Below are 25,534 nucleotides of genomic sequence, written 5' to 3' on the forward strand. Positions count from 1 at the left end.
CATCAGAAATGGAAGAAGCAACCCGCATTCACAATGCTGACGGGTTACTTCTTAAAGGCATGATTACATGCAGAATATATGTTTTCCTATCGTTTTTACTTGGGGCCGCGTCCATATCCATTTGGAAGTGGCCGTCTCTGGATTGAAGTAATACGTACACCCTCCAGTCGGATCCCATCCGTTAATGGCATCCTGAACCGCTTTGCGTGCCCGTTCATTCGGTTCAAGCCAGATCTGTCCGTCTGCTACAGCGGTAAATGCTAACGGTTCAAAGATAACCCCCGAAATAGAGTTAGGAAAGCTCTCCGATTTTAATCGGTTGAGTATGACGGCTGCGACTGCAACCTGTCCCTCATAGGGCTCGCCGCGCGCTTCACCATATACCGCATTTGACATCAGCTTCAAATCGTTTTCAGATAATCCTAATCGATTGGATTGTGCCAGATTCCCATCATCGGAAGCGCCCCCGCCTTGTTGCCCGGCTCCACCGGCTCCGGCTTGTCCGCCACCCGCTGTTGTTCCTTTAGGCAGCTCGTCGGCGCTCGGTTTCCAGCTCTTCGTAGCCTCCCAAAGCTTGAGCTTTGTCTTCGCACCGACAACACCATCTGACTTCATTCCAAATTCCCATTGAAACCATGTTACGGCATCCTTCGTTTTCTGACCGAAATCTCCATCCACCTTGCCATCGTAGAATCCCAGAAACTTAAGCCGTCCTTGCAGCTCATATACGTCTTTGCCGGACGTGCCAAGGGTAAGTGTGGCATTGCCGAACGTTTCAGCAGACGGGCCGCTATCGAATTGTTTAAGCGCAAAAGCGCCAAACAACAAGAAGACGATTACTGCAGTTACGATTATCAATCGGTTTCTCATGCTGTGAACTCTGCCTTTCTCATACATAGTTATTTCGCATAAGCGAACGTTGCTGTACCTAGTATGAGAAACTGGCTCTTCTTCTATGCAGCATTAGGAGGTAATTTTACTGGCTTGATACTGATCCATAGACAGAAGAACTTCCCGCGGCTTGCTTCCCTCATAAGGGCCCACGATGCTTCTGGCTTCCATTTGATCAATCAATCTCGCTGCTCTTGTATAGCCGATTCGCATCCTGCGCTGCAGCAGCGAAACGGAAGCTTGTTTTGCCTCCAGCACAATTTGAACGGCTTGGTCATACAGCTCGTCCAAATCGCCATTCCCATCCACTGCGCTCTCTTCCACTTCCGGCACCAGATCTTCTTTATATTCCGCCTCCGCTTGACCGCGGGCGTAATTAACGACAGCCTCGACCTCTTGATCCGAAAGAAATGCCCCCTGCACACGAATCGGTTTTGACATGCCAACCGGAAGAAACAGCATATCGCCCCGTCCAAGCAGCTTCTCCGCTCCAGCCATATCCAGAATCGTTCTGGAATCGATCTGGGAGGATACGCCAAACGCAATGCGGGAAGGAATGTTTGCTTTGATAACTCCGGTAATGACATCTACCGAAGGTCTTTGCGTGGCGATAATAAGATGAATGCCTGCCGCACGCGCCATTTGTGCCAGACGGGTGATCGCATCCTCCACATCATTGGCAGCGACCATCATCAGATCCGCCAGCTCGTCTACAATGACGACGATTAGTGGAAGCGCGGCCGCTGGATTCTCCACCATCAACGTATTATAACCTTCAATGTTTCTGGTTCCCGATTTGGAGAACAATTCATAACGCTTCTCCATCTCGACAACGATCTTTTTAAGCGCCAGCGATGCGCGCCGCGGATCTGTAACGACCGGAGCGAGCAAATGCGGTATTCCGTTATACACATTCAACTCGACCATTTTTGGGTCAATCATCAAAAACCGCACTTCTTCCGGTGTCGCTTTGTATAAAATGCTCGTTATAATTCCGTTGATACAAACCGATTTCCCGGATCCGGTCGCACCGGCGACGAGAAGATGCGGCATGCGTGCCAAATTGCCGACAATTGGTTGTCCGGAAATGTCACGCCCGAACGCAATCGATAATTTGGAAGGCGCATGCTGGAAGGCTGTCGTCTCCATCACTTCACGCATCGTCACGACCGATACCTCGGTATTCGGCACTTCGATACCGATCGCTGACTTGCCCGGGATTGGCGCTTCCATCCGGATGTCTTTGGCAGCGAGCGCTAACGCGATATCATCCGTTAGTCCGACAATCCGGCTAACTTTAACGCCGGAAGCTGGCTGTACCTCATAGCGGGTAACCGCAGGTCCGCGTACGACATCCAGAACATTCGCGCGAACGCCGAAGCTCTCCAGCGTGGCTTCCAGCTTACGCTTTGAATCCGACGTGTCGGATGGTCCCGATTTGCCCGCCTGCGGCCTTGATAGAAGCGCTAATGAAGGCAGCTGATAAGGCTTTTCGGTCGAATGGGAAGGCTTCTGTCCAGCCCCGGCTGTAGGAACCGGTTTCTCGACAAGCCCGCTGCTGGAATCTAATTCTTCATTCGGCGTCTCAGCACCCATGTCAAGGACCGTATCCTCTATATCAGCATAGTCTTCGACATCCGTTGCTGCAGCAGGAGATAACGCTTCAGGCCAATCCGCCTGATGATGTTCAACCTCAGGCGGGTTCGGCTCGTGCCAATGATCATCATCAAGCCGATTCGTGCTGCGCTCTTGCTCCACCCATTCCGGATTTTCAAGCGGAGATATTGGATGACCTTCATGCTCTTCCCACTCCGGTTCGCCCGCTTTTGGTTTCTTATCCGGGGATTCATTCAACCAGGAGAAGAAGAGTGACTTTTTCTTTTTTTCAGGACGCGGTTGAGCTTCTTCATATTCGAAATCCATCTCTTCGTCATCATCAAGCACCATCACAGGAACATTAGCTGACTGCGCTGCAGCTGAGGAGGAGGAAGGCGCCGGCTTCATATTGCTTCGCATCGAGCCGGCAAACTTGTGCCTTAGCAGTTTAAACAGCCTTCCGCCTTTAGTATTTAATGTTTTGATAAGGTCTACATATGATCTACCGGTTATCAGCATGATCGAAATCGCAAACATCACAACCATAACGAATTTGGAGCCGATACTTCCAAACAGCATATACAGAATTGAATATTGGATTGCCCCTGCATAACCGCCGCTGATCGCTTTAAACATCATAGGCGTCTCTTCTATACCACTCGTACTCGTGCTTAACAGCTCGCCCCGTATATCGCTGCCCAGCTGGGATAGAATCACGCCCGCAGTAATTTCACCGCCTGTAGGTCCCAGCTTCAAATCGATTTCCGCGATTGCACTCATAAGCGTCAGCGCAAGGACGAACAATACGAGACCGGATTTGAGATTTGACCAGCCGCTTGGCCAGGCCCGCTTCACCATGACTGATAACCCGATATAAATACCTACCAGCGCGAGCACAAAGTAAAATTTGCCCAACGCAAGTCCGAACAGCTTGGACAATGAGCGGCCTACCGTGGCCTCGCCTGATAATGCGATTACCGAAATTGTAATTAACAGAATGCCATATACTTCATATTTTAAGTTTACACCGATTGATTTCTTTTTGCGTTTACGCTTTGCCAAATTCAGTCACCTCTTGGTATAACATTATACCATAGGTGGACAGATGTTCCTATGAGCGGTTCGTCGCGTTATCCGTGAAGTTACCATAGGCCAATAACTGGCCAGGCATCAGCTCCGGCCTTAAATAATCATTCAGTGAACCGTGGAGCAAACGCACAATTTTCCCAACTCCAGGCGTAACAGGCTCTAGCTGAAGCCGTACACCGTCAACGATTGTTTCAATCAAAGGCGGCCTTTCCTGCTGCATGCCTTCCAGCACTAATTCGAGCGGCATGTTTGTATATAATGTCACTGAATCGCACCTCCCGTCATATGCATACGATTCTCTTCTATTCTGCGGTTTAATTCGCGAATCGCATCACCTATGCCGCCAACTGCATCGATCAATCCGTGACGGACCGCATCCGGTCCAATAACTGTCGTTCCAATATCCCGTGTCAGCTCACCCGTCTTGAACATCAATTCCTTGAATGTGTATTCGGTAACATTGGAATGCGACGTAACAAAACGTACGACCCGCTCCTGCATTTTATCCAAATATTCAAAGGTTTGCGGTACACCGATAACTAATCCGTTCAGTCGGATCGGATGAATCGTCATTGTCGCGGTTTCCGCAATAAACGATTTATTGCCTGCTACGGCTATCGGCACGCCGATTGAATGGCCTCCTCCAAGCACAAGCGTGACGGTAGGCTTTGAGATCGAGGAGATCATTTCGGCAATGGCAAGACCTGCTTCAACATCACCGCCGACCGTATTGAGAACGATCAAGACCCCCTCTATTTTGGAATTTTGTTCTGCTGCCACTAATTGCGGAATCAGATGTTCGTATTTGGTCGTCTTGTTTTGGGGCGGCAGCACGAGATGGCCTTCCACTTGACCGATGATTGTCATGCAATAAATATTCGATTCCAAAGCCGGTGTTGTTGTTTGGCCGAGCTGATGAATGGTATCAACGACATTTGGCGCCTTTCTTTGCTCATCTGCACCGGGCACGGGTTGCTCTTGATTTAGTACAGGGAATTCCTGCCACATTTTATGTCCCCCTTTTATCTTGTTTTGTTACTGCTTATTTTTACATGACCAAAGCTCGTCATAGTATGAGTTGTATACGGCGATTTATACAAATGAAAACAATAAAAAAACAAGCTCAACGTTCCCTTTGCGGGAAACATTGAGCTTGTTATCATGTCGAATTATACTTCCATAATGATCGGCAAAATCATCGGACGGCGGCGCGTTTGTTCATACAAGAAACGGCCTAATGCATCTTTTACATTTGTTTTGAGTGATGCCCATTCATTGACTTTGTCATTCATCAATTTATTGAGCGTGGATGTTACGATGCGGTTGGCTTCCTCAAGCAGCCCTTCTGACTCACGAACATATACGAATCCCCGTGAAATGATGTCAGGCCCGGAGAGAATGGTACCATCCTGCTTGCTGAGCGTTACGACGACAACAAGAATTCCGTCTTGCGAAAGCAGCTTGCGGTCACGCAGAACGATATTGCCTACATCGCCAACGCCAAGTCCATCGATCAATACATTACCCGCAGGAACTTTATTGCCTTTACGTGCATTTCCGCCCTGCAGTTCAACCGTATCGCCGTTATCAAGCAAGAAAATGTTTTCTTTCTCAATGCCGATTGCTTCACCAAGCAGAGCATGTTGACGCAGCATGCGATATTCACCGTGAATTGGAATGAAATATTTCGGTTTGATCAAATTAAGCATTAATTTAAGTTCCTCTTGGCTGCCATGACCGGAAACGTGAACGCCGGATACAGATCCCGGACCGTATATCACGTTGGCGCCTAAACGGAACAACTCATCGACCGTACGGCCGACATACTTCTCATTTCCAGGAATTGGTGTCGCGGCAATGATCACCGTATCTCCTGGTAAGATATCAACTTTACGGTGAGTGGAACGAGCCATTCTCGTCAAAGCCGACATCGGTTCTCCCTGACTTCCTGTTGAAAGCACGACCACACGATCGGCGGCCATCTTGTTCACTTCGTCGGGCTCAATCAGCATTCCTTCCGGAATGTTTAAATATCCTAGCTCAGAGGCGATATTTACAACGTTTACCATACTCCGTCCAATAACGGCAATTTTGCGTTTGGTGGCCATCGCGGCATTGATGACCTGTTGAATCCGGTGCACATTCGATGCAAATGTTGCAACAATTACCCGTTGGGTTGCTTTTCGGAAAATATCTTCGAATTCCACGCCAATCATGCTCTCAGACGGCGTGAATCCCGGACGTTCAGCGTTCGTGCTGTCAGACAGAAGCGCGAGCACTCCACGGCTGCCGATTTCAGCCATACGCTGTAAGTCGGCATATTGATCATTAACTGGTGTATGATCAAATTTGAAGTCTCCTGTGTGTACGACTGTACCTTCAGGCGTGTCCAAACATACGCCAACCGAATCCGGTATACTGTGATTTGTTCTGAAGAAAGTGGCTTTGATTGAACCAAGCTGCACTTCGGAATCGGCGTTGATCAAGATCCGTTTCGTTTCCCCCAGCAGTCCCGCTTCTTTTAGCTTTCCTTCGATAAGTCCCAATGTAAGCTTTGTACCGTATACAGGTACATTCAAATGTTTGAGCACATAAGGCAATCCGCCAATATGATCCTCATGTCCGTGCGTGATCAGAATGGCTCTGACTTTGTCACGATTCTCCGTTAAATACGTAATATCCGGAATTACGATATCAATTCCGAGCATATCCTCTTCCGGAAACTTGAGGCCCGCATCCACAACAACGATGTCAGATCCATGTTGGATGACATACATATTCTTCCCGATCTCACCGACGCCGCCCAGTGCAAAGATCAGTAATTTATCTTGGTTGTTCTTCTTTGACAAGTGTATCTTTCCTCCTAAATTTGTTCAACGTCAATAAAAACGTTATTCAATTTTCAAATTTTCTAATATTTGCCGCACCCAGTCACTTGAAATCATTATACATGATTATTTTAACAAAATACAAGTAAGTCTAATTTCTTGTTTGTGTCATTATGTTCTCATTAGGTTCTCCAAAAACAGAAAAACCGATGCTGGACGCACCGGTTTACCGTCATTTCACCATCTTCCCGGGTATCAAACAAGTTTGCGTAAAAATTCCGCTTCCGCTTCTGTTACGCCCACAAGCGGCAGTCTAACCCCACCTACAGGAAAACCGCGCAAGCCAAGTGCGTACTTAACGGCTACAGGATTTGGAACCGGATGCGGGCATTCAAACAGCCCTTTAAAGATAGGATGGTATTGGCGATAAAGCGCTGCAGCCTGCTGCACATCGCCCTTCAGATAGGAATGAATCAATAACTTCATTTCTTTGCCGATAATATGGCTGGCTACGCTAATGATGCCGTGGCCCCCGATTGCAAGCAGAGGCAGCGTCGCGCTGTCGTCACCGCTGTATACGAGGAATCCTTCCGGAGCACCGCTAATAATCTGCGTAAGCTGATCCAATGGCGCGCAGTCCTTCGTTCCAACGATGTTATCAACCTCTGCTAAGCGAAGCGTTGTCTCCACACTGATATTGACACCAGTACGGCCGGGCACGTTATAAAGGACGACAGGCAGCTTCGTCGATTGTGCAATCGCATAAAAATGCTGGTACATCCCTTCTTGGCTCGGCCGATTATAATATGGCGCGACAAGTAAGATGCCATCAACCCCCGCTTCTTCTGCCGCTTGAGTCAAATGGATGGAATGAGCCGTATTATTGCTGCCCGTTCCCGCAATGACCTTGCACCTTCCCCCAACATGTTTGACAGTAAAGCGAAACAGCTCCAGCTTCTCCTCGTCAGAAAGCGTAGGCGATTCTCCGGTCGTTCCTGCAACGACGAGGCTGTCGCTCTGCTGCTCGTTTATTAAATAGTCGATTAACCGGCCGGTCGTATCCCAGTCAATTTGACCATCCGCATCAAAAGGGGTTACCATTGCGGTCACTAATCTTCCAAAATCCATGTTGACTCCTCCTAAAAGTTTTACGAAACCAAACTAACTTCGTAATCATACACTAAGTTTTATGAGAATCCTATCTAATTAGTAATTAAATCGCTGTTAAAGATGCAGCGAGAATTTACTGTGAAGTGCGCGTAATGCCCCCGCCATATCTTGCTGTCTCACAAGTACCCATATCGTACTGTTCGAGTCGGCTGATTGGAGGATTTGAATGTCTTGCTCTGTCAGCGCTTCAACAATCCGGGCCATTATGCCTGGAACGCCGTTCATTCCGCCGCCTATGACAGACACCTTTGCGCAGCCTGATAATGTATGCGGAGCAAAGCCGCTCTGCTGTAGAACGGAGACCGCTTTGGGAGCGTCATCGTCAAATACAGTGTATACGGCAGCCCCTGGCGTTACGTTGATAAAATCGACGCTGATTCGATGGATTGCCATCGCTTGAAACACCTGCAGCTGAAGATCGCTCTGATTGTCCTTAGATGTAACAGAGATTTGCGTCACCCCTGATACATGGGCAATACCAGTCACGTGGCGGTCATTGACTGCCGATCCGGACGTTTTGGGGCCCAGATGGGTGACTAACGTACCCTCATCCTCTGAAAACGTTGAACGAACCCGCAGCGGCAGACTCGCCGCCTGGGCGATTTCTACAGCTCTAGGATGAATCACCTTCGCTCCTTGCCTGGCCATGTTGCAAATTTCGGCATAGCTGACATTTGTTAAAGGTTTAGCATTTTCAACAATTCGCGGATCAGCCGTTAAAATGCCGTTGACATCCGTATAGATGTCCACCCGTTCCGCCTTCAGAGCCGCGCCAAGCGCTGTCGCTGAAGTGTCGCTGCCGCCTCGTCCCAGTGTCGTCAGCTCCCCGGAATCGGATCTTCCTTGAAAACCGGCAACAATAACAAGAGATTGCTGATCCAGATGATGTTGAATCCGCTCGGGCTTTATCTCCAGAATCCGTGCATTGCCATATTGCCCGTCCGTTATGATACCGGCTTGGCCGCCTGTTAAAACAACCGCAGGAATCTGCCTTTCCCGCAGCAGACCGCAAAGCGTAACTGCAGAAATGATCTCCCCGCAGCAAAGAAGCAAATCCCGCTCCCTTGCAGGCAATGTGCTATTCTGAGCTCCAATTAAGGATAACAATGTATCTGTCGCATAAGGATCGCCGTTTCGGCCCATGGCCGAAACAACGATGACTAGTTGGTAATCTTGTTTCAGTTCTCTCTCGATATGACGGATAACATGTTCTCTGGCTCGTTCGGTAGAAAGGGAAGTGCCTCCAAACTTTTGAACCAATATTCGCATGATGCTAATCCTCCGTAACGGACAGAAGCAACATCCGAACTCCGTTAAATGAAACCCGTGTTATTTATTTTTGTCCGATCGCAATGTACTCGGCAATTTGAACCGCATTCCATGCCGCGCCCTTAAGCAGATTGTCTGATACGATCCACATATTCAAGCCAAGCGGGCTCCCTAAATCACGGCGCAATCGGCCAACAAAGACGTCTGGTTTACCTGCTGAATCGGTTGCGAGCGGATACTGCTGATTAGCTGGATCGTCTACAAGCGTAATTCCCGGCGCTTCGGACAAAATGCGTTTTACGTCTTCCAGATCATACTCATTCTTGAATTCGACATATACCGATTCCGAATGACCATATACGACTGGAACACGTACACAGGTTGCAGTGACGGCGATGGATTCGTCGCCCATAATTTTTTTTGTTTCCCGTACCATCTTCATTTCTTCCAGCGTATAACCATTATCTTGGAACTTATCAATTTGCGGGATTACATTGAAGGCGATTTGATGTTTTACCGGCAAGGAGCCTACAGGCAAAATATCAGGATTGATATCATTGCCATCCAGCGCTTCCTTCGTTTGGCGCAGCATTTCATCAATCGCCCGGCTTCCTGCCCCGGAAACGGCTTGATAAGTGGAAACAATGATACGAGAGATTCCATAACGGTCGCTTAATGGTTTCAGTGCTGCGACCATTTGAATTGTCGAACAATTAGGATTTGCAATAATTCCTTTATGTTCGCTAACTTTATCTATATTGACCTCTGGAACGATAAGAGGCGTTTCCGGATCCATGCGGAATGCATTCGTATTATCAATACATACAGCGCCATGGGCAACCGCGTGCGAGGCAAGTGCTTTACTGACGTCGCCGCCTGCACTAAACAGTGCGATCTCAATCCCTTTGAAGCTGTCCGGCGTTGCTTCCTCTACGATAAGCTCTTGACCTTTAAACGTAATTTTGGTTCCTGCGGAGCGCGCAGATGATAAAAGCTTCAGTTGGTTGATCGGGAAGTTACGCTCTTCAAGTAGTTTAAGAATTTGTTCCCCTACCGCACCTGTCGCCCCAACCACGGCAACGTTAAACATTTTTTGGTTCGTCATTTAGTGCTCTCCCCACTTTCCAAACATTACATTAAAAAATGAATCGCTTCATTCCTGTTAATAACTATATCGTTCAATGAGCATTGGCTGCAGTTGCTTTCCCTCCAGAGCGGCTTCGCAAGCCTCAAGGATCAAATCCATCCTGGCGACGAGCGAATTCGGCTTTTGCAGAGGATTATCCTGGCCGAATGGGACAAAGTAAATGTGTTTAGCTACCAGGAGCTTTGCGATATTGGATGCATTGAGACCTAATCCGTCATTTGTCGACACGGCCAGTACAACTGGTCGTTGGTTACGCATCTGCGCCTTCGCGGCCATTAGCACAGCGCTGTCAGTCATAGCGTTGGCCAGCTTGCTCGTCGTGTTCCCCGTACATGGGGCGATCACCAAAACATCGAGCAGCTTAGATGGTCCCAGCGGTTCCGCTTGAACAATCGTTGAAATAAGCTCATTGCCTGTTATATCCTTCAGCTGACGCTGCCATTCTGCAGAAGTACCGAATCTGGTGTCCGTCGTCATAATTGTCTGCGTTACGATCGGTACAACGCTTGCGCCTGCATCGACAAATCGTTTGATCTGTGGCATGACTTCCTCAAAAGTGCAATGAGAGCCTGATAAAGCATAACCGACCGTTTTGCCCTGCCAATTCATTGTCCATCCCCCCGTTGTCGTATATCATCCGAAATCAACCGACTTAAGCAATCCGCTAAGATACGTCCAGCTGTTTTCGGTGCGACGATACCGGGAAGTCCGGGAGCTAGCAACGCCTTGATTCCACGCTTTTCTGCAAAACGGAAATCCGTACCGCCAGGCTTGGAAGCCAGGTCGATAATAACGGCGCGGGCAGGCATTTTCGCAATAATTTGCGCTGTGACTATCATAGTCGGAATTGTATTAAAAAGCAAGTCAATATTGCCGCTTTCATGCATTAAATCCTTGATATAGAAGGGTTTAAAGCCCATCTCAAACGCCCTGGCATAATGCTCTTCCCGCCTCACTCCCATCTTCACTTTTGCCCCTAGGCCTTGCAATGTTCGCGCAAGTGTATATCCGGTTCTGCCTAATCCCAGCACTATGCACACGGAACCGTGAATCGTGATGTCCGTGTTTTGAATCGCCATCATGACAGCCCCTTCCGCCGTCGGAATAGAGTTGTAGATCGCCACATCGTCACGGTCAAGCAATTCAATCAACCGGATGCCGTGATTCTCGCATAGGTGCCGCAAATAAGGTTTTGCCATGCCCGTATACACTTTGCAATGTTTCTGAAGCTTTGAAACATGCTCATCCAGCAGCTTTAGCGCGCGATCACTGAACACAGCGGTTACTTCCCCATCATCATCCGTTCCTACAACAGGCAGGATCAAAACATCAATCCGTTCGAGCACATCATCGCGCAGTTCAACATGAATCGCTCCTTCAAGCGGGGTAAGCAGTCCATCGAACCCGCTTAGCATCACGCTCGCATCCAATTCGCTGAGCTTGCGGATTACTTCAAGCTGCCTCGCATCACCACCGAGCACCAACACCTGCGTCCCTGTCAGCATCTTGGCTCACTCCTTTCTGCGCACTTGGATATACATCATCTTATGCTTGCGCCCAGAAGGGGGTGAAAAACAAAAAAAGCCATTGCGAAAAACTCGCAAGGCTTTTTTGAAACCCTATATACTTTACTTGCCGGTGTGGCCGAAACCGCCGGCACCACGGACGGTATCGGAGAGCTCACTGACTTCCTCAACCGTTACTTGAGGCACGACTTGAAATACCATCTGTGCGATTCGCTCGCCGCGGGTAATCGAGAATGGCTCTTGGCCAAGGTTGATCAACAGCACTTTGACTTCACCGCGGTAATCCGCATCGATCGTTCCCGGCGTGTTCAGGCACGTGATTCCATGTTTGTATGCAAGGCCGCTGCGGGGACGGATCTGGGCCTCAAGCTCCTGCGGCATGGCCATCGCAAATCCGGTCGGAATGAGCTTACGCTCACCCGGTGCCAGAATGACTTCTTCTGTGACCGCTGCATGAAGATCGAATCCGCTGGCCCACTCAGACATTTTCTGAGGAAGCGTGACGTCCTCATTACCCGGCAGTCGTTTAAATTGAACTGGATACAAGACTATTCCTCCCTAATGCGGCTGCTGCTTTATCGCTTGATCCTACCATCGAAACGGCAAAAGGAACGGAGAGCATACGTTTGGTAATATCCTGTATATCCTCGATTGTTACGTTATCGATACGTTCAAGCATTTCGTCCAACGTGTAGTGCCTTCCCAGCATCAATTCATTTTTGCCGATTCGGTTCATTCGGCTGCTGGTGCTTTCCAGACTTAGAATGAGGCTGCCTTTAAGCTGCTCCTTACCGCGATGCAGCTCAGAATCAGACAATCCATCCGTTAAAAGCTCGCCCATCATCTCAACGGTTAAATCTAACACTTCTTTCGTTTGCTTGGGAGCCGTACCTGCATAGATGGTGAAAAGTCCGCTATCCGCATAGGAGGTATGGTAAGAATATACCGAGTACGCGAGTCCCCGCTTCTCCCTGATTTCCTGGAATAAGCGGGAGCTCATTCCGCCTCCGATTGCATTATTCAGAAGAATCATCGCATATAGTTTTGAATCAGAAATCGAGCAGCCTGGAAAAGACAAGCAGATATGATTCTGTTCGGTTTTCTTCTTGTGGAACAAATAATCGCCTCTAAAGCTCGGCTCGACAATGCCACTGCTCTCTCCACGGTTGCTGAAAGCTGAGAAATACTTCTCGAGGAGCTCCAATACCGCCTTTTCGTCCACATTGCCGGCAATGCTAATCACCGTATTGTCGATCCGGTAATGGGATTGCATAAACTGCTTCAGGGTATCGGAATCCATCGCCTGGAGGCGGTCTTCCAAACCAAGAATTGAATATGCGAGCGGATGGTCGCCGAAAGCGGCTCTCGACGCTTCATCATGCACCTTGTCATCCGGTGTATCTTCATACATTGAGATTTCTTCCAAAATGACGTTTTTCTCTTTAGCCAGTTCCGCCGGATCAAACTGGGATTCGAAGAACATATCGGCCAGCGCTTCCACTGCAATCGGCAGGTGCTGATCGAGTACCTTCGCGAAATAACACGTATATTCCTTTGACGTAAAAGCATTTACATTACCGCCGATGCCGTCAAACAGATCCGCAATATCTTTTGCGCTGCGCTGTTTGGTTCCTTTAAAAAGCATATGTTCGATAAAATGCGATATCCCGTTATTATCTGGCGTTTCGTTCCGGGATCCTGTCTTCACCCAAATGCCGAAGGAAACCGACCTGCATGTCGGAATGTTCTCCATCACAACGCGCAGTCCGTTCTTTAATGTATAATTATTCACCGGGTCCCCTCCTTGTAAATCAATGATTTCACTATATCAGAATTACGGCTCCGGCTCAACCGCAGGCACGCGTGTCTCGGATAACGTCTCGCTTACCGTCCCTAGTGCCAAGCCTTTGTTTTTAATTTCCCTGATGATGCCTGGCAGCGCCTGACTGGCAGATGAAGTAGGATGCATGAGAATTAACGCGCCCGGTTCAATGCGGAGCCTGATTTTGCGAATGATCCATTCCGGCGAAGGCTTCTGCCAATCTACGGTATCCAGCGTCCACAGTACGGTTTTTAGCCCTTGCTCTGCTGCAACCTCGACCGTCATTTGATTAAAATCTCCTGAAGGAGGAGCGAACCACTGATTATTCACCTTTAATGATTCTTGTAACAGCGCCTCTGTCTTTGCAATCTGTTGATAGGCCGATGACCTGCTAAGCTTACTCATATCCGGATGGGAATAGGCATGATTGGACATCTCATGTCCGCGGCTCTGGATCAGCTTGGCCGTTTCGACATTTCTTTTTAGCCAGCTGCCGTCAAAAAAGAAGGTGGCTTTAACACGCTCCTGATCCAGTACGTTCAGCATCGGCTCCAGATACTCGTTTCCCCATGCGACATTTATCATCAGCGCTGCCATCTTTTTATCCGGGTTGCCTTTGTAGATCGGATGGGGTCCCAAATCTTCCAAGCTTACTGCAGGCGGAACCTCACGATAGATGTAACGAATCGGCTCATGCAAAGGAGCGGACTTGGCAATTCGGTACGTTTTTTCGACATCCACTTCTAATCCGTTATAACCAGGTATCGCTTTCCATACGCGATCTACCTTCGCATCCACCGGCGGGATCCGTCTCTTAGCCGCTTCCTGCAATATTTGCTCATAAAGGGGTCCATTCAGCTTTTCTTCCCCGTCAAAAAAAGCGGAAACCGTTATGCCGGCCTGCTTAACATTTCTAACATATTCATTCAGACTGTCATTCATGCCGAACAATACCAGCATTGCTGCTAAACTGACGGTGATAAGCGTTATTTTTTTGCTGAACATCGTCCCAACTCCTCTCACTCCCTTCATCCTATGAAGAGTGGGACGAGAATATGAAACGAAAACAGCAGGCAAAACAAAAAAGAGACAGAGGGAATCTGACTCTTTGTCGTTATGTTATATAAGCTTTAAACAGCGCTGATTATTCAGCAGGCACCTGTGCCGCTAATACTGCTTTGCGGGAGAGGTTGACACGTCCTTGTCCATCGATCTCTGTTACTTTTACCATGATCTTGTCTCCGACTTGGACAACATCTTCCGTCTTGGCAACGCGCTCTGCGGCAAGCTGGGAAATGTGTACGAGACCTTCCTTGCCCGGTAAAATCTCTACAAATGCGCCAAACTTCTCAACACGTTTAACCGTACCATCATAGATTTCGCCAACTACGACTTCTTTGACGATGCCTTCGATGATTTGCTTCGCTTTCTGGTTCATCTCTTCGTTAGATGAAGCGATAAACACCGTACCATCCTGCTCGATGTCGATTTTCACGCCGGTTTCTTCAATAATCTTGTTGATAATTTTACCGCCTGCTCCGATAACATCGCGGATTTTATCCGGATTAATATGAAGAATAAGAATTTTGGGCGCGTATTGCGACAAGCTAGGACGAGGCTGCTGCATGATCTCAGTCATTTTGCCAAGGATGAACATCCGTCCTTCACGGGCTTGCTCAAGTGCTTGGGACAAAATAGCGCGGTCGATACCGGCAATTTTGATGTCCATTTGGATGGCCGTCACGCCTTCTGCAGTTCCCGCTACCTTGAAGTCCATATCGCCAAGATGATCTTCCAGCCCTTGAATATCCGTCAGAATGGAGAAATGCTCGCCTTCCTTGATCAATCCCATTGCAACTCCGGCCACCGGTGCTTTAATCGGCACGCCGGCATCCATCATGGCAAGTGTGCTTGCGCAAATGCTTGCTTGCGACGAGGAACCATTGGATTCAAGAACCTCAGATACCAGGCGAATGGTATAAGGGAATTCATTTTCCGGCGGTATAACCTTCGACAATGCGCGCTCGCCAAGCGCTCCGTGTCCGATTTCGCGTCTTCCCGGGGCCCGCAGCGGCCTGGCTTCCCCAACGCTGAACGGAGGGAAGTTGTAATGATGCATGAAACGTTTAGTATCCTCAAGGCTGATGCCGTCCAAAATTTGAACATCGCCAAGTGCGCCAAGTGTACAAATACTAAGCGCTTGCGTCTGTCCGCGTGTGAACAAGCCAGAGCCATGCGTGCGCGGCAGCAGGGCAACATCACATTCGATTGGACGAATTTCATTCAATGCTCGTCCGTCCGGACGAATTTTATCTACAGTAATCAACCTGCGAACTTCTTCTTTCACGATGTCGTGAAGAACTTCTTTGACATCATCCATCAAATCAGGCGTTTCTGCATATACGGATTGGAAATGCTCTACTGTTTCGTTTTCAATCGCATCGATCGCGTCTTGTCTGGCATGCTTTTCATGAATGCGAATCGCATCGACCAGTCGAGCCTGCGCATAATCGCGAACCGCTTGATTCACGTCTGCATTCACAGCGTGCAGCTGTACTTCCATCTTAGGCTTGCCTGCAATGCGAACAAGCTCTTCCTGTACATCTACGATCTTGCGAATTTCATCGTGACCGAACATGATGGCCTCGAGCATGATATCCTCAGAGATTTCATTCGCTTCGGCTTCAACCATCATGATGGCGTCTTTAGTGCCGGCTACGACAACGTAGATATCGCTTTTCTCTTCTTGTTCGATCGTTGGATTAATAATGAACTGTCCATCTACACGACCGACAATCACGCCTCCGACAGGGCCGTCAAACGGCACATCCGAGATTGAGAGCGCTGCGGATGTACCGATCATTGCAGCAATCTGCGGGGAACAATCCTGATCCACGCTCATAACCAGATCAAGAATCTGGACGTCATTGCGGAAGCCTTCCGGGAAAAGCGGACGAATCGGACGATCTGTCAGCCGGCTTGCAAGAATCGCCTTCTCGCTGGGACGGCCTTCTCTTTTAATAAATCCGCCAGGAATTTTACCAACCGCATATAACCGTTCTTCATAGTTAACGGTTAGCGGAAAGAAATCCAGGTCTTTAGGTGCAGACGATGCAGTAACGGTACACAATACAACGGTGTCACCATACTTCACTGTAACAGATGCGTTCGCTTGTTTGGCTAATCGTCCTGTTTCCAGTACGAGCTTGCGTCCGCCTAGCTGCATTTCAACTTGTTGTAACATGGTATCCCTCCTGTCAATATTTCCATTCGACAGCTTTCATGGCATTTCCTGCTTTGAAAGCTTATGTAAGCAAAAGTGCTGCCGTTATTTACAAAAAGCAACCCGATGAACAGCCCCGCCGGAACACCGGACGACTGAACAACCAGGTTGCTTTTTTCCCCGCAATTGTTTATCGGCGAAGGCCGAGCTTCTCGATCAACGCGCTATAACGTCTTACGTCTTTGTTCTTCAAGTATGCCAGCAGCTTACGGCGCTGACCTACCATCTTGAGCAAACCGCGACGGGAATGATGATCTTTCTTGTGCTCCCGAAGATGCTGCGTCAAATTGACGATGTTTTCTGTCAGGATAGCGACTTGCACTTCCGGTGAACCGGTATCACTTGCGTGAGTTTTGTGCTGTTCGATCAATTCATTCTTACGTTCTTGGGTAATTGCCATCCTTTTCACCTCCTTGATTATAATCGCCGATGGCCTCGCCGCCGATGGTGAGAGCGAACGACCAAGCCATGGTTCATGTGCTGCAGAGCAGTGTCCACAACGTTGTCAATTATAACATAAAGAGAAGAGCAAAGTAAATGTTTCTCTCTCATGCATTAAAAACTCGAAATATTATTCATGTTCTGCAGCAGTTGCCTGGCTATTAAAGCATCTTTATTGATCTGATCAATCAGCTGCTCAACCGAATTAAACCTCTGTTCCGCTCGAATAAAGGATTGGATATCGACATGAACCAACTGGCCGTACAAATCCCCGTTAAAATCAAAAAGATGAACCTCAGGTGTAGGCTGCGCTTCATTCGAACCAAATGTCGGTTTGACCCCGATGTTCATTACACCCGGGCAGCTCCGATCACCGACACGCAGGATGACCGCGTACACACCTAATCGAGGCAGTGCATATCTGCCGGACAGACTTATGTTTGCTGTTGGATAGCCGATCGTACGACCGCGCCCGTCGCCATGCGACACAACGCCTGATATCTGATACGGCCGCCCCAATAAACGTGCAGCTTCCTCTACATTGCCCTCCAAAAGACGTTCCCTAATCGATGTACTGCTTACCTTTTTATTATCGAGATGAAAGGGTTCAGCTACATCGACCTGCATTAACGGCGCGCCTAATGATTCGAGCATCGCAGGATCGCCTGCTCCACGGTGGCCGAAAGTGAAATCAAATCCAACCACAGCACGCTTGACCTGAAGGGCTTGAAGCACTTCTCTTACAAATTGCTCCGGTGTTACTTTGGCAAATGTTTGATCAAACCGGAACACATAAGCCGTGTCTACACCCAAGTCAGCGAATCGAGCCATTTTATCTTCGAGAGGAGTCAAGCTCGTCATATATCGATCTCCTTGCCCAAGCACTTCCTTGGGATGTGGGGAAAAAGTCATAACTGAAGCCCGAATTCCTTCAGCCCGTGCAGCTTGAACGGCCCGGGATATAACCTTTTGATGTCCTTTATGAACACCGTCGAAATGGCCGATCGCCATGGTCTGGGGTACACCGTAAGCCAACCGGTCGTCATCGGACAAAGGATAACTCAACGAGATGATTTCCACTGCTGTTACACCTGCATTTCTTTTTCATGAACTAAGATTCAACCGGAGAAAATACTTTAACAGGCCGAATAAGTCCACTATTGAAGTCCTTCTCATAGATACCTAGAAAAGTTTGATCTTCATTATAAAGCCTTGTTAGTCCGGTACCGCTTGGTTTAGGCGTCACGTCATCAAAAGCCAGTTTTTTTCCCTGCAGCGCAAGCACTGCTGTTTCGTGATTAACGGTAAGCTTGTCCATATGGTTCAATACGGCATCGACAGGCAGCAAGCGCGGAATCATCGCATTCTGGCCCTGCAGCTGCTCAATCTGCTCAAGCGTTAAACAGTCCGCTTCGGTCAAGCCCGCAGAAAGCGTTCGTTTTAACGACGCCATCGCAGCAGGCACACCAAGCGCCTTGCCGATATCAACACAGAGTGTACGGATATAAGTACCTTTAGAACAAGTCACATGGAATGTGATACGCGGGTGAGCAGCCTCCAAATCAAGTGATAATAATTGAATCTCATGAATTGTTGCCTTCCGCTTCTTGCGTTCAACGACCTTACCTTCACGAGCGAGCTCGTACAGACGCTTTCCGTCGACACGAACAGCCGAGTACATTGGCGGAACCTGCTCAATCTCACCAACAAAGGAATCGAGCGCATTACGCACCTGCTCCTCAGTTAGGCTGACATTCAGGGCAGTCTCAGTCACTGTACCGGTAAGATCCTCCGTATCCGTGCTTACGCCGAATTGAAGCACCGCTTCATAAGCTTTCGGAAGCTCCTGCATGTATTCTACCACTCGAGTCGCCCTTCCGATGCACAGCGGCAATACGCCGGTTACCTCAGGATCTAATGTGCCCGCATGGCCTATGCGTTTTGTGCGAAGCAGTCTTCTAGCTTTGGCGACAACATCGTGCGACGTCCAGCCGGCCGGCTTCCATACTGCCAAAATTCCATTCATCTAAATCAGTACCCTCCTGATTGCATTCACAACCTGAGTGCTTGCATCAGTCAGCGTAGCGTCAAGACGGCAACCTGCGGCCCGGACATGGCCGCCGCCGCCGAACATTTGGGCAATTGCTGCGACATCCACAACGCCGGCCGAACGAAGGCTGACTTTGATCTGGCCTTCCTCCGTACTTTTAAACAGAATGCCGACTTCAACACCGTCAATGTTGCGTGCGTAATTGACCAGCCCTTCCAAATCCTCGCCGACCGCTCCCGTTTCAACAAGATCCGACGGTTCAATGTACAGCCAACCGATTTTCCCATCCTCTGTAAACGTTAATCGCGAAAGCCCTCTTTGCAGGAGGCGCAGCTGCGGCATCGACATCTTTTCGAGCAGATGGTCGGCGAGCTCATTGCCGTTGACGCCCTTCATAAGAAGCTTCGATGCCACTTCCATGACATGAGGACTTGTGTTCGAATAACGGAAACCGCCTGTATCTGTCAGCAATCCCGTATAAATAGCAGTCGCAGCTTCGACATCAAGCTCGAGCTCCATATACTCGACAAGATCATATAAAATTTCCACGGTCGCTGCGGCATCGGTACGAATCAAATTCGTCGAGCCGAATCCGTCGTTCGTGGGGTGATGGTCAATATTAAGCAATTGGACATCCGGGCTGAACCATTCGCTTACGAGTCCAATGCGTTTGAAATCCGCACAATCAACGCTGATTACTCTTGAAAACTTCCGTTCAAGCGGAGCTTTTGACAAGTTGCCGATCTGGTCGGCCAAAGTAAGATAATGAAGACGGGAGGGCACTGCGCCCTCATTAATAAGGACTGCTTTCTTGCCTAACTTGGCAAGCAGCCAAGCTACGACAACGGTAGAGCTGATCGCATCGCCGTCCGGCTGAACATGGGAGACGACCAAATAGTCGTCTCCCGTTTTGATAAAGTCTATTGCGTCTGTGAGCCGCTGCTTATAATCAGCCTGCGATTCCATCATACGGATTCTTTCCCATTGATTTGTTCCAGCAGCGATTCGATACGGCTGCCATATTCAATGCTGCTGTCAAACTTGAATATAAGCTCTGGTGTATGGCGCAAACGAACTCTTTTACCAAGCTCTGACCGAATGAAACCTGATCCTTTCCCTAAAGCCTTCAATGTTTCTTCTTTTTGCTCGTCACTGCCAAGCACACTTAGAAACACTTTAGCTTGCGAGAGATCGCTGGTTACCTCGACGCCGGTTACCGTTATAAACCCGATTCTCGGATCCTTGAGTTCTGTTTGTATAATTTGGCTTAATTCTTTTTTTATCTGCTCTCCAACTCGGCCTACCCGAATTTTCGCCATGCTTGACTCACCTCTCTACAGTTTCCATAACGAAGGCTTCGATGGTATCCCCTTCCTTCAAATCGTTATAACGATCAAGGGTAATCCCGCATTCATATCCTTGCGCAACTTCTTTCGCATCGTCTTTAAATCGTTTCAATGATTCGATTTTGCCTTCGAAAACGACGATTCCGTTACGGATTACACGAGCTTCTGCAGAGCGGGTAATCTTACCGGATGTTACCATACATCCCGCAATCGTTCCCACCTTGCTTACTTTGAAGAGGTTTCTTACTTCAGCGTGCCCAATAACGCTCTCCTTGAATACAGGATCAAGCATACCTTTCATCGCTTGCTCGATTTCATCGATGACATTATAGATGACACGATGGAGACGGATATCAACCTTCTCCTGCTCGGCGGTTTGCTTCGCTTGCGGTTCTGGACGGACGTTGAAGCCGATAACGATGGCGTTGGATGCAGAGGCCAAAATAATATCGGATTCTGTAATCGCACCTACGCCGCTGTGAATGATTTTTACGCGTACGCCTTCGATTTCGATTTTTTCCAATGAGCCCTTCAGCGCCTCGAAAGAACCCTGCACATCGGCTTTGATAATGACGTAAAGGTCTTTGATCTCGCCTTCTTTGATGTGCTGGTACAGATCGTCCAACGTAACGCGTGTGTGCGAGCCGAGCTCGGATTGACGATGTTTAATCGCACGGCGCTCCGCGATGGCACGTGCTTTGCGCTCATCTTCGAAAGCAAGGAATGGATCCCCAGCTAAAGGAACTTCCGTTAATCCGGTAATTTCAACCGGTGTGGACGGTCCAGCTTCCTTCATTTTACGGCCTTTATCATTGACCATTGCGCGGACGCGTCCAAAGCAATTGCCTGCTACGAAAGCATCGCCAATTTTTAACGTACCGTGTTGAACGAGGATACGCGCAACCGGTCCTTTACCTTTATCAAGCTCAGCCTCAAGGACGGTAGCACGGGCGCGCTTGTTCGGATTCGCTTTGTAGTCATTCACTTCAGCGACAAGCAGGATCATCTCAAGCAGATCCTCCAGGCCAATGCGCTGTTTTGCGGAAAGGTTAACGAAAATGGTATCGCCGCCCCACTCTTCCGGTACCAGCTCATATTCCGTCAATTCTTGTTTGATTTTATCCGGGTTTGCATCCGGTTTATCGATTTTGTTCACAGCGACAATAATCGGCACGCCCGCTGCCTTCGCATGGTTAATGGCTTCAACGGTTTGCGGCATAACGCCGTCATCCGCCGCTACAACAAGAATTGTAATATCCGTTACCTGAGCTCCGCGCGCACGCATTGTTGTGAACGCTTCGTGACCCGGCGTATCGAGGAATGTGATTTTCTTATGGTTAACCTCAACTTGATAAGCGCCGATGTGCTGTGTAATCCCGCCAGCTTCTCCACCCGTTACGTTCGTATGGCGAATCGCGTCAAGCAATGTGGTTTTACCATGGTCAACGTGACCCATAATGGTAACGACTGCAGGACGAGCCACCAGATCTGCTTCATCATCATTTTCTTCGAAGGTTTCGAAAGCATCTTCTTCAACCGGAATTTTAAGTTCGACTTCCACGGAATATTCATTAGCTACAAGCTGAACAGCGTCCAAATCGAGCTCTTGGTTGATGGTAGCCATCACGCCTAAGAACATTAACTTCTTGATGACCTCAGAAGCATCTTTATGCAGAAGCTTAGCAAGCTCGCCAACGGTCATATTGCCGCGGACGATAATTTTCTTTGGTGTATTGTCAATCTTCTCGCGCGGCGGTTGATTTTGGTTATTGCCGCCACGACGGTTATTTTTGCCGCCACGGTTGTTGCCGCCTCTGAAATTGCCGCCACGGGAATCTTCAAAGCGTTTCTGGCTCGGGTTTTGATTTGTTTTTCTATTGTTTCTTCCTGCGTTTCCTCCAGCGCGTGAAGCATCGGAATCAGTAGAACGGCCTCCTGCCGGTGCGGCAGCTGGTCGGTTCGGCTGAGAAGGACGATTGTTGTCAAAACGCTGTCCTCCGCCTTGACCGCCGGGGGAGCTTTGACCACCAGGACGCTGCTGGCCGGTACGCTGGCCGCCTTGACCGCCTTGACCGCCCTGTCCGCTTGGAGCTGGACGTCCTGTTCCATTGTTACGTCCTGCGCCTTGGCCTCCTGGTGCTGGACGCCCGGAACCGTTTTGGGCAGGACGCTGCTGTTGATTCGTGCGTCCTGCGCCTTGGCTTTGACCTTGTGGATTATGTCTTCTCTGCCCTTCGCCTGATGCGTTTTGTGCAGGTCGTTGTTGCTGATTGTTTTGGGTATTAGATCTTTGTTCTGTTGAATTCATAGGCTCCTGTCGATTCTGGTTATTTTTGTTTCCTTGAAGTTGGGTTTGGCTTGGTTGTGATGGCTGCCCAGCCTGCGGGCTCCTGGCCTCTTGCGTTTTTGCACTGTTCGAAGCCGCTGCCGCAGCAGATACGGTCACGTTGCTGTCCTGAGCCCGCTTTGCAGCTGCATTGGCTTTAATGTCCCGAAAAAAACCTTCCACCTTGTTCACCATCTCATTTTCCATGACGCTCATATGGTTATTTACAGGAAGGTTCAGACGTTTCAGGATTGTAATAATTTCTTTACTGCTCATATTGAGCGATTTTGCATATTCATATACGCGTAATTTATCCTTGTTGTCTTGTTTACTCAATATTCTCCACCTCCGTAAGATGACTCAAATGCTTTCGTATCATCGATGCGAAACCGTGGTCAGTTACAGCTATGAGCACTCTCTCCGCTTTTCCGATTGCATTGCCGATAGTTTCCCGGTCAAAAGCTTCCATCATAGTAACCCCGTAAGAATCGCATTTATCACGAAATTTCTTTTTCGTGTTTTCCGAAGCGTCTCCGGCAACAATCACCAGATGTGCCTTTCCTTGCCGGACGGCCTTAAGCACAGTTTCATCGCCTGTTACGAGCTTGCCCGCCCGCATTGCCATACCCAGCGCGGATAACGCTTTATTCGCCGTTGTCATTGGACGACTCCTTACCGGCAAGAAACTCATCCTGTACCTCAATGAAATCCTGTTCCAATTGGTCATAGATTTCCGGTTGGACGGTAACCTTTAGAGCACGATCCAACGCCTTGCTTTTTTTGGCTAGCTTAAAGCAGCTCACTTTTCCACAAAGGTATGCGCCGCGGCCGGCTTTCTTCCCCGTCAGGTCGATTAACGTTTCTTCGGACGGGGTGCGTACGATACGAATGAGTTCTTTCTTGGGCATCATTTCTTGACATGCCACGCATTTGCGAAGCGGTATTTTTCTCGGCTTCATGCTTGCTCCCTCCGTTTCCTTGATCTGCCAGGGTACACCAGCAGAATCAATCGATGGAGACAGAATCCTGATGCATGGTGCCCTCTTCCGTACGCGGACGGCCGTATTCCTGCTCCGCTTGGGTCTCGCTTTTAATGTCGATCTTCCAGCCTGTCAGCTTTGCCGCAAGGCGCGCATTTTGGCCTTTGATCCCAATTGCCAGCGACAGCTGATAATCCGGTACGATCACTCTGGCCATTTTCTCTTGTTCGAATACGATAACCTCCAAAACTTTGGAAGGGCTAAGCGCATTCGCCACATATTCATCCACGTTTTCGGACCAACGCACGATATCGATTTTCTCGCCTTTAAGCTCAGTGACGATCGTCTGTACCCGCATTCCCTTAGGACCGACGCAGGATCCAACCGGATCTACTTCTTCATTGCGGGAGTGTACTGCAATCTTAGAACGGAAACCGGCTTCCCGGGCTACCGAACGAATCTCCACTACACCGTCATAAATTTCCGGAACTTCCAGCTCGAACAAACGTTTGAGCAAACCAGGATGTGTGCGGGACAAAATAATCTGCGGTCCCTTTGTCGTATTCTCTACCTTCGTAATGAAGGATTTCACACGGTCGCCGTGTTTAAATTTGTCCGTCGGCATCAATTCCGTCAATGGCAGCACCGCTTCCACTTTCCCCAGATCGACGAACAGATTGCGCGTATCTTGCCGCTGCACGATCCCGTTAACGATATCCTCTTCCTTGTCGATAAACGCATTGTAGATTAGCCCGCGTTCAGCTTCCCTAATGCGCTGCGTTACAACCTGTTTGGCTGTCTGCGCTGCAATCCGGCCAAAATCCCTTGGCGTGACTTCGATCTCGGCGATATCTTCCAGGTGGTAGTGCGGGTTGACCTCGCGTGCTGCTTCAACTGAAATTTCCAGCCGCGGATCCAACACCTCTTCAACAACGTTTTTGCGCGCGTAAACTTTAATTACACCGGTAAAGCGATTGATGTCCACACGAACATTCTGGGCGGTGTTAAAATTACGCTTGTAGCTGGAGATCAGAGCAGCTTCGATCGCCTCAATTAAAACGTCTTTGCTGATTCCCTTATCCCGTTCGATTTCCGACAGTGCTTCAATAAAATCCATGCTCATTTGAAATGAGTTCCTCCTCGTGGGCAATTAGAAAACAATAGCCAACCGCGCGCTGGCGACTTTCGCGTATGGAATCGTATGTTGTTTCTTGCCAATCTCAACTGTTGCTTGCTCACCGTCAAAGGAAAGCAGTGTGCCTTCAAATTCTTTCAAGCCGTCAATCGGCTCATAAGTAGATATAAATACGTATTTGCCGACTGCTTTGCGAAGATCATCAGGCTTCTTAAGCGGACGCTCCGCTCCCGGGGAAGATACCTCCAGAAAATAAGCGACAGAGATCGGATCATTCTGATCCAACTGTTCGCTTAAAAACTCGCTGATCCGGCCGCACTCGTCAATATCAATGCCGCCTTCCTTATCTACAAAGACGCGGAGAAACCAATTACTTCCCTCCTTGACGTATTCGATATCGACCAATTCAAAGCCGTGGCTATCCAGGTACGGACGAACCATATCTTCGACGGCGGTTTTAATTGTGTTTGTAGTCAAACGTCTTGACCTCCCGATCGTAAATGCGAAATTGGGTTGACAAAAGCTAAAGAGTGGGTTGCCCCACTCTTCTACAGGAAATACTTTATCATCAGGATTACCAGAAAAATTATACCATAATCAAGTGGGAGTGACAAGATGATTATGAAAATGCTGGT

General features: G+C 48.7%; 24 protein-coding genes. All 24 read right to left on the minus strand.

The genetic code is table 11. The features are described from left to right. Window positions 1-63: 63 nt before the first annotated feature. Window positions 64-870, minus strand: coding sequence for a spore cortex-lytic enzyme (sleB, locus tag IEW11_RS15505; RefSeq protein ID WP_188531979.1), 807 nt, complete (start codon window positions 868-870; stop codon window positions 64-66). A 93-nt stretch (window positions 871-963) separates the two neighbouring features. Further along, window positions 964-3,549, minus strand: coding sequence for an FtsK/SpoIIIE family DNA translocase (locus IEW11_RS15510; protein ID WP_188531980.1), 2,586 nt, complete (start codon window positions 3,547-3,549; stop codon window positions 964-966). A gap of 49 nt (window positions 3,550-3,598) precedes the next feature. Continuing rightward, the gene (locus IEW11_RS15515) at window positions 3,599-3,841 is read right to left on the minus strand and encodes a YlzJ-like family protein (protein WP_188531981.1); all 243 of its coding nucleotides are present in this window, start codon (window positions 3,839-3,841) and stop codon (window positions 3,599-3,601) included. Beyond that, window positions 3,838-4,584, minus strand: a complete 747-nt coding sequence (locus tag IEW11_RS15520) for a ClpP family protease (RefSeq protein WP_188531982.1) — start codon at window positions 4,582-4,584, stop codon at window positions 3,838-3,840. The genes IEW11_RS15515 and IEW11_RS15520 overlap by 4 nt, the downstream gene beginning before the upstream one ends. 161 nt (window positions 4,585-4,745) lie before the next feature. Further along, complete coding sequence (locus IEW11_RS15525) at window positions 4,746-6,425, minus strand: ribonuclease J (RefSeq protein ID WP_188531983.1); 1,680 nt, start codon at window positions 6,423-6,425, stop codon at window positions 4,746-4,748. 234 nt (window positions 6,426-6,659) lie between these two features. Further along, a complete protein-coding gene (dapA, locus tag IEW11_RS15530; protein WP_188531984.1) occupies window positions 6,660-7,532 on the minus strand; it encodes a 4-hydroxy-tetrahydrodipicolinate synthase in 873 nt (290 codons plus the stop codon). 96 nt (window positions 7,533-7,628) lie between these two features. Beyond that, a complete protein-coding gene (gene dapG / locus IEW11_RS15535; RefSeq protein WP_188531985.1) occupies window positions 7,629-8,843 on the minus strand; it encodes an aspartate kinase in 1,215 nt (404 codons plus the stop codon). A 64-nt stretch (window positions 8,844-8,907) separates the two neighbouring features. After that, window positions 8,908-9,948, minus strand: coding sequence for an aspartate-semialdehyde dehydrogenase (locus IEW11_RS15540; protein ID WP_188531986.1), 1,041 nt, complete (start codon window positions 9,946-9,948; stop codon window positions 8,908-8,910). 57 nt (window positions 9,949-10,005) lie between these two features. Next, the gene (locus tag IEW11_RS15545) at window positions 10,006-10,599 is read right to left on the minus strand and encodes a dipicolinate synthase subunit B (RefSeq protein ID WP_188531987.1); all 594 of its coding nucleotides are present in this window, start codon (window positions 10,597-10,599) and stop codon (window positions 10,006-10,008) included. Beyond that, a complete protein-coding gene (gene dpsA, locus IEW11_RS15550) occupies window positions 10,596-11,495 on the minus strand; it encodes a dipicolinate synthase subunit DpsA (protein WP_188531988.1) in 900 nt (299 codons plus the stop codon). The genes IEW11_RS15545 and dpsA overlap by 4 nt, the downstream gene beginning before the upstream one ends. A 123-nt stretch (window positions 11,496-11,618) precedes the next feature. After that, complete coding sequence (dut, locus tag IEW11_RS15555) at window positions 11,619-12,062, minus strand: dUTP diphosphatase (RefSeq protein WP_188531989.1); 444 nt, start codon at window positions 12,060-12,062, stop codon at window positions 11,619-11,621. Further along, entirely contained in the window at window positions 12,043-13,308 is a 1,266-nt protein-coding gene (locus IEW11_RS15560) for a M16 family metallopeptidase (protein ID WP_188531990.1), read from the minus strand. Before IEW11_RS15560 ends, dut begins: the two co-directional genes overlap by 20 nt. A 42-nt stretch (window positions 13,309-13,350) precedes the next feature. After that, a complete protein-coding gene (locus tag IEW11_RS15565; RefSeq protein WP_188531991.1) occupies window positions 13,351-14,343 on the minus strand; it encodes a polysaccharide deacetylase family protein in 993 nt (330 codons plus the stop codon). Between the two features lie 139 nt (window positions 14,344-14,482). Then, window positions 14,483-16,582, minus strand: a complete 2,100-nt coding sequence (gene pnp, locus IEW11_RS15570; RefSeq protein WP_188531992.1) for a polyribonucleotide nucleotidyltransferase — start codon at window positions 16,580-16,582, stop codon at window positions 14,483-14,485. A gap of 169 nt (window positions 16,583-16,751) precedes the next feature. Further along, on the minus strand, window positions 16,752-17,021 hold the full coding sequence (rpsO, locus tag IEW11_RS15575) for a 30S ribosomal protein S15 (protein ID WP_111149039.1): 270 nt from the start codon (window positions 17,019-17,021) through the stop codon (window positions 16,752-16,754). Between the two features lie 155 nt (window positions 17,022-17,176). Beyond that, on the minus strand, window positions 17,177-18,142 hold the full coding sequence (locus tag IEW11_RS15580; protein WP_188531993.1) for a bifunctional riboflavin kinase/FAD synthetase: 966 nt from the start codon (window positions 18,140-18,142) through the stop codon (window positions 17,177-17,179). Window positions 18,143-18,173: 31 nt separating this feature from the next. Beyond that, window positions 18,174-19,088: a tRNA pseudouridine(55) synthase TruB gene (truB, locus tag IEW11_RS15585; protein ID WP_188531994.1), complete on the minus strand. Its 915-nt coding sequence runs from the start codon at window positions 19,086-19,088 to the stop codon at window positions 18,174-18,176. After that, a complete protein-coding gene (locus tag IEW11_RS15590) occupies window positions 19,089-20,078 on the minus strand; it encodes a DHH family phosphoesterase (RefSeq protein WP_188532132.1) in 990 nt (329 codons plus the stop codon). It lies immediately after the preceding gene. After that, the gene (gene rbfA / locus IEW11_RS15595; RefSeq protein WP_188531995.1) at window positions 20,078-20,431 is read right to left on the minus strand and encodes a 30S ribosome-binding factor RbfA; all 354 of its coding nucleotides are present in this window, start codon (window positions 20,429-20,431) and stop codon (window positions 20,078-20,080) included. The genes IEW11_RS15590 and rbfA overlap by 1 nt, the downstream gene beginning before the upstream one ends. Window positions 20,432-20,438: 7 nt before the next feature. Continuing rightward, window positions 20,439-23,120 (minus strand): translation initiation factor IF-2, encoded by a 2,682-nt coding sequence (gene infB, locus IEW11_RS15600; protein ID WP_188531996.1) that lies wholly within the window; start codon window positions 23,118-23,120, stop codon window positions 20,439-20,441. Continuing rightward, on the minus strand, window positions 23,113-23,445 hold the full coding sequence (locus IEW11_RS15605) for a L7Ae/L30e/S12e/Gadd45 family ribosomal protein (RefSeq protein ID WP_188531997.1): 333 nt from the start codon (window positions 23,443-23,445) through the stop codon (window positions 23,113-23,115). The genes infB and IEW11_RS15605 overlap by 8 nt, the downstream gene beginning before the upstream one ends. Then, entirely contained in the window at window positions 23,429-23,743 is a 315-nt protein-coding gene (rnpM, locus tag IEW11_RS15610) for an RNase P modulator RnpM (protein ID WP_188531998.1), read from the minus strand. The genes IEW11_RS15605 and rnpM overlap by 17 nt, the downstream gene beginning before the upstream one ends. Window positions 23,744-23,789: 46 nt before the next feature. Beyond that, the gene (nusA, locus tag IEW11_RS15615) at window positions 23,790-24,887 is read right to left on the minus strand and encodes a transcription termination factor NusA (protein ID WP_188531999.1); all 1,098 of its coding nucleotides are present in this window, start codon (window positions 24,885-24,887) and stop codon (window positions 23,790-23,792) included. 27 nt (window positions 24,888-24,914) lie between these two features. Continuing rightward, a complete protein-coding gene (rimP, locus tag IEW11_RS15620; protein WP_188532000.1) occupies window positions 24,915-25,376 on the minus strand; it encodes a ribosome maturation factor RimP in 462 nt (153 codons plus the stop codon). Window positions 25,377-25,534 lie beyond the last annotated feature (158 nt).

Origin of the sequence: Paenibacillus abyssi, from assembly GCF_014640295.1 — a bacterium.
Taxonomy (GTDB): Bacteria; Bacillota; Bacilli; order Paenibacillales; family Paenibacillaceae; genus Paenibacillus_D; species Paenibacillus_D abyssi.

Excerpts from the sequence above, each read along its gene's own strand:
- truB (WP_188531994.1), bottom strand. The coding sequence starts at position 19,088 with ATGAATGGAATTTTGGCAGTATGGAAGCCGGCCGGCTGGACGTCGCAC.
- IEW11_RS15590 (WP_188532132.1), bottom strand. The coding sequence starts at position 20,078 with ATGGAATCGCAGGCTGATTATAAGCAGCGGCTCACAGACGCAATAGAC.
- dapA (WP_188531984.1), bottom strand. The coding sequence starts at position 7,532 with ATGGATTTTGGAAGATTAGTGACCGCAATGGTAACCCCTTTTGATGCG.
- IEW11_RS15540 (WP_188531986.1), bottom strand. The coding sequence starts at position 9,948 with ATGACGAACCAAAAAATGTTTAACGTTGCCGTGGTTGGGGCGACAGGT.
- pnp (WP_188531992.1), bottom strand. The coding sequence starts at position 16,582 with ATGTTACAACAAGTTGAAATGCAGCTAGGCGGACGCAAGCTCGTACTG.
- IEW11_RS15545 (WP_188531987.1), bottom strand. The coding sequence starts at position 10,599 with ATGAATTGGCAGGGCAAAACGGTCGGTTATGCTTTATCAGGCTCTCAT.
- IEW11_RS15565 (WP_188531991.1), bottom strand. The coding sequence starts at position 14,343 with ATGTTCAGCAAAAAAATAACGCTTATCACCGTCAGTTTAGCAGCAATG.
- sleB (WP_188531979.1), bottom strand. The coding sequence starts at position 870 with ATGAGAAACCGATTGATAATCGTAACTGCAGTAATCGTCTTCTTGTTG.
- IEW11_RS15605 (WP_188531997.1), bottom strand. The coding sequence starts at position 23,445 with ATGACAACGGCGAATAAAGCGTTATCCGCGCTGGGTATGGCAATGCGG.
- dapG (WP_188531985.1), bottom strand. The coding sequence starts at position 8,843 with ATGCGAATATTGGTTCAAAAGTTTGGAGGCACTTCCCTTTCTACCGAA.
- rnpM (WP_188531998.1), bottom strand. The coding sequence starts at position 23,743 with ATGAAGCCGAGAAAAATACCGCTTCGCAAATGCGTGGCATGTCAAGAA.
- nusA (WP_188531999.1), bottom strand. The coding sequence starts at position 24,887 with ATGAGCATGGATTTTATTGAAGCACTGTCGGAAATCGAACGGGATAAG.
- rpsO (WP_111149039.1), bottom strand. The coding sequence starts at position 17,021 with ATGGCAATTACCCAAGAACGTAAGAATGAATTGATCGAACAGCACAAA.
- IEW11_RS15520 (WP_188531982.1), bottom strand. The coding sequence starts at position 4,584 with ATGTGGCAGGAATTCCCTGTACTAAATCAAGAGCAACCCGTGCCCGGT.
- dpsA (WP_188531988.1), bottom strand. The coding sequence starts at position 11,495 with ATGCTGACAGGGACGCAGGTGTTGGTGCTCGGTGGTGATGCGAGGCAG.
- rbfA (WP_188531995.1), bottom strand. The coding sequence starts at position 20,431 with ATGGCGAAAATTCGGGTAGGCCGAGTTGGAGAGCAGATAAAAAAAGAA.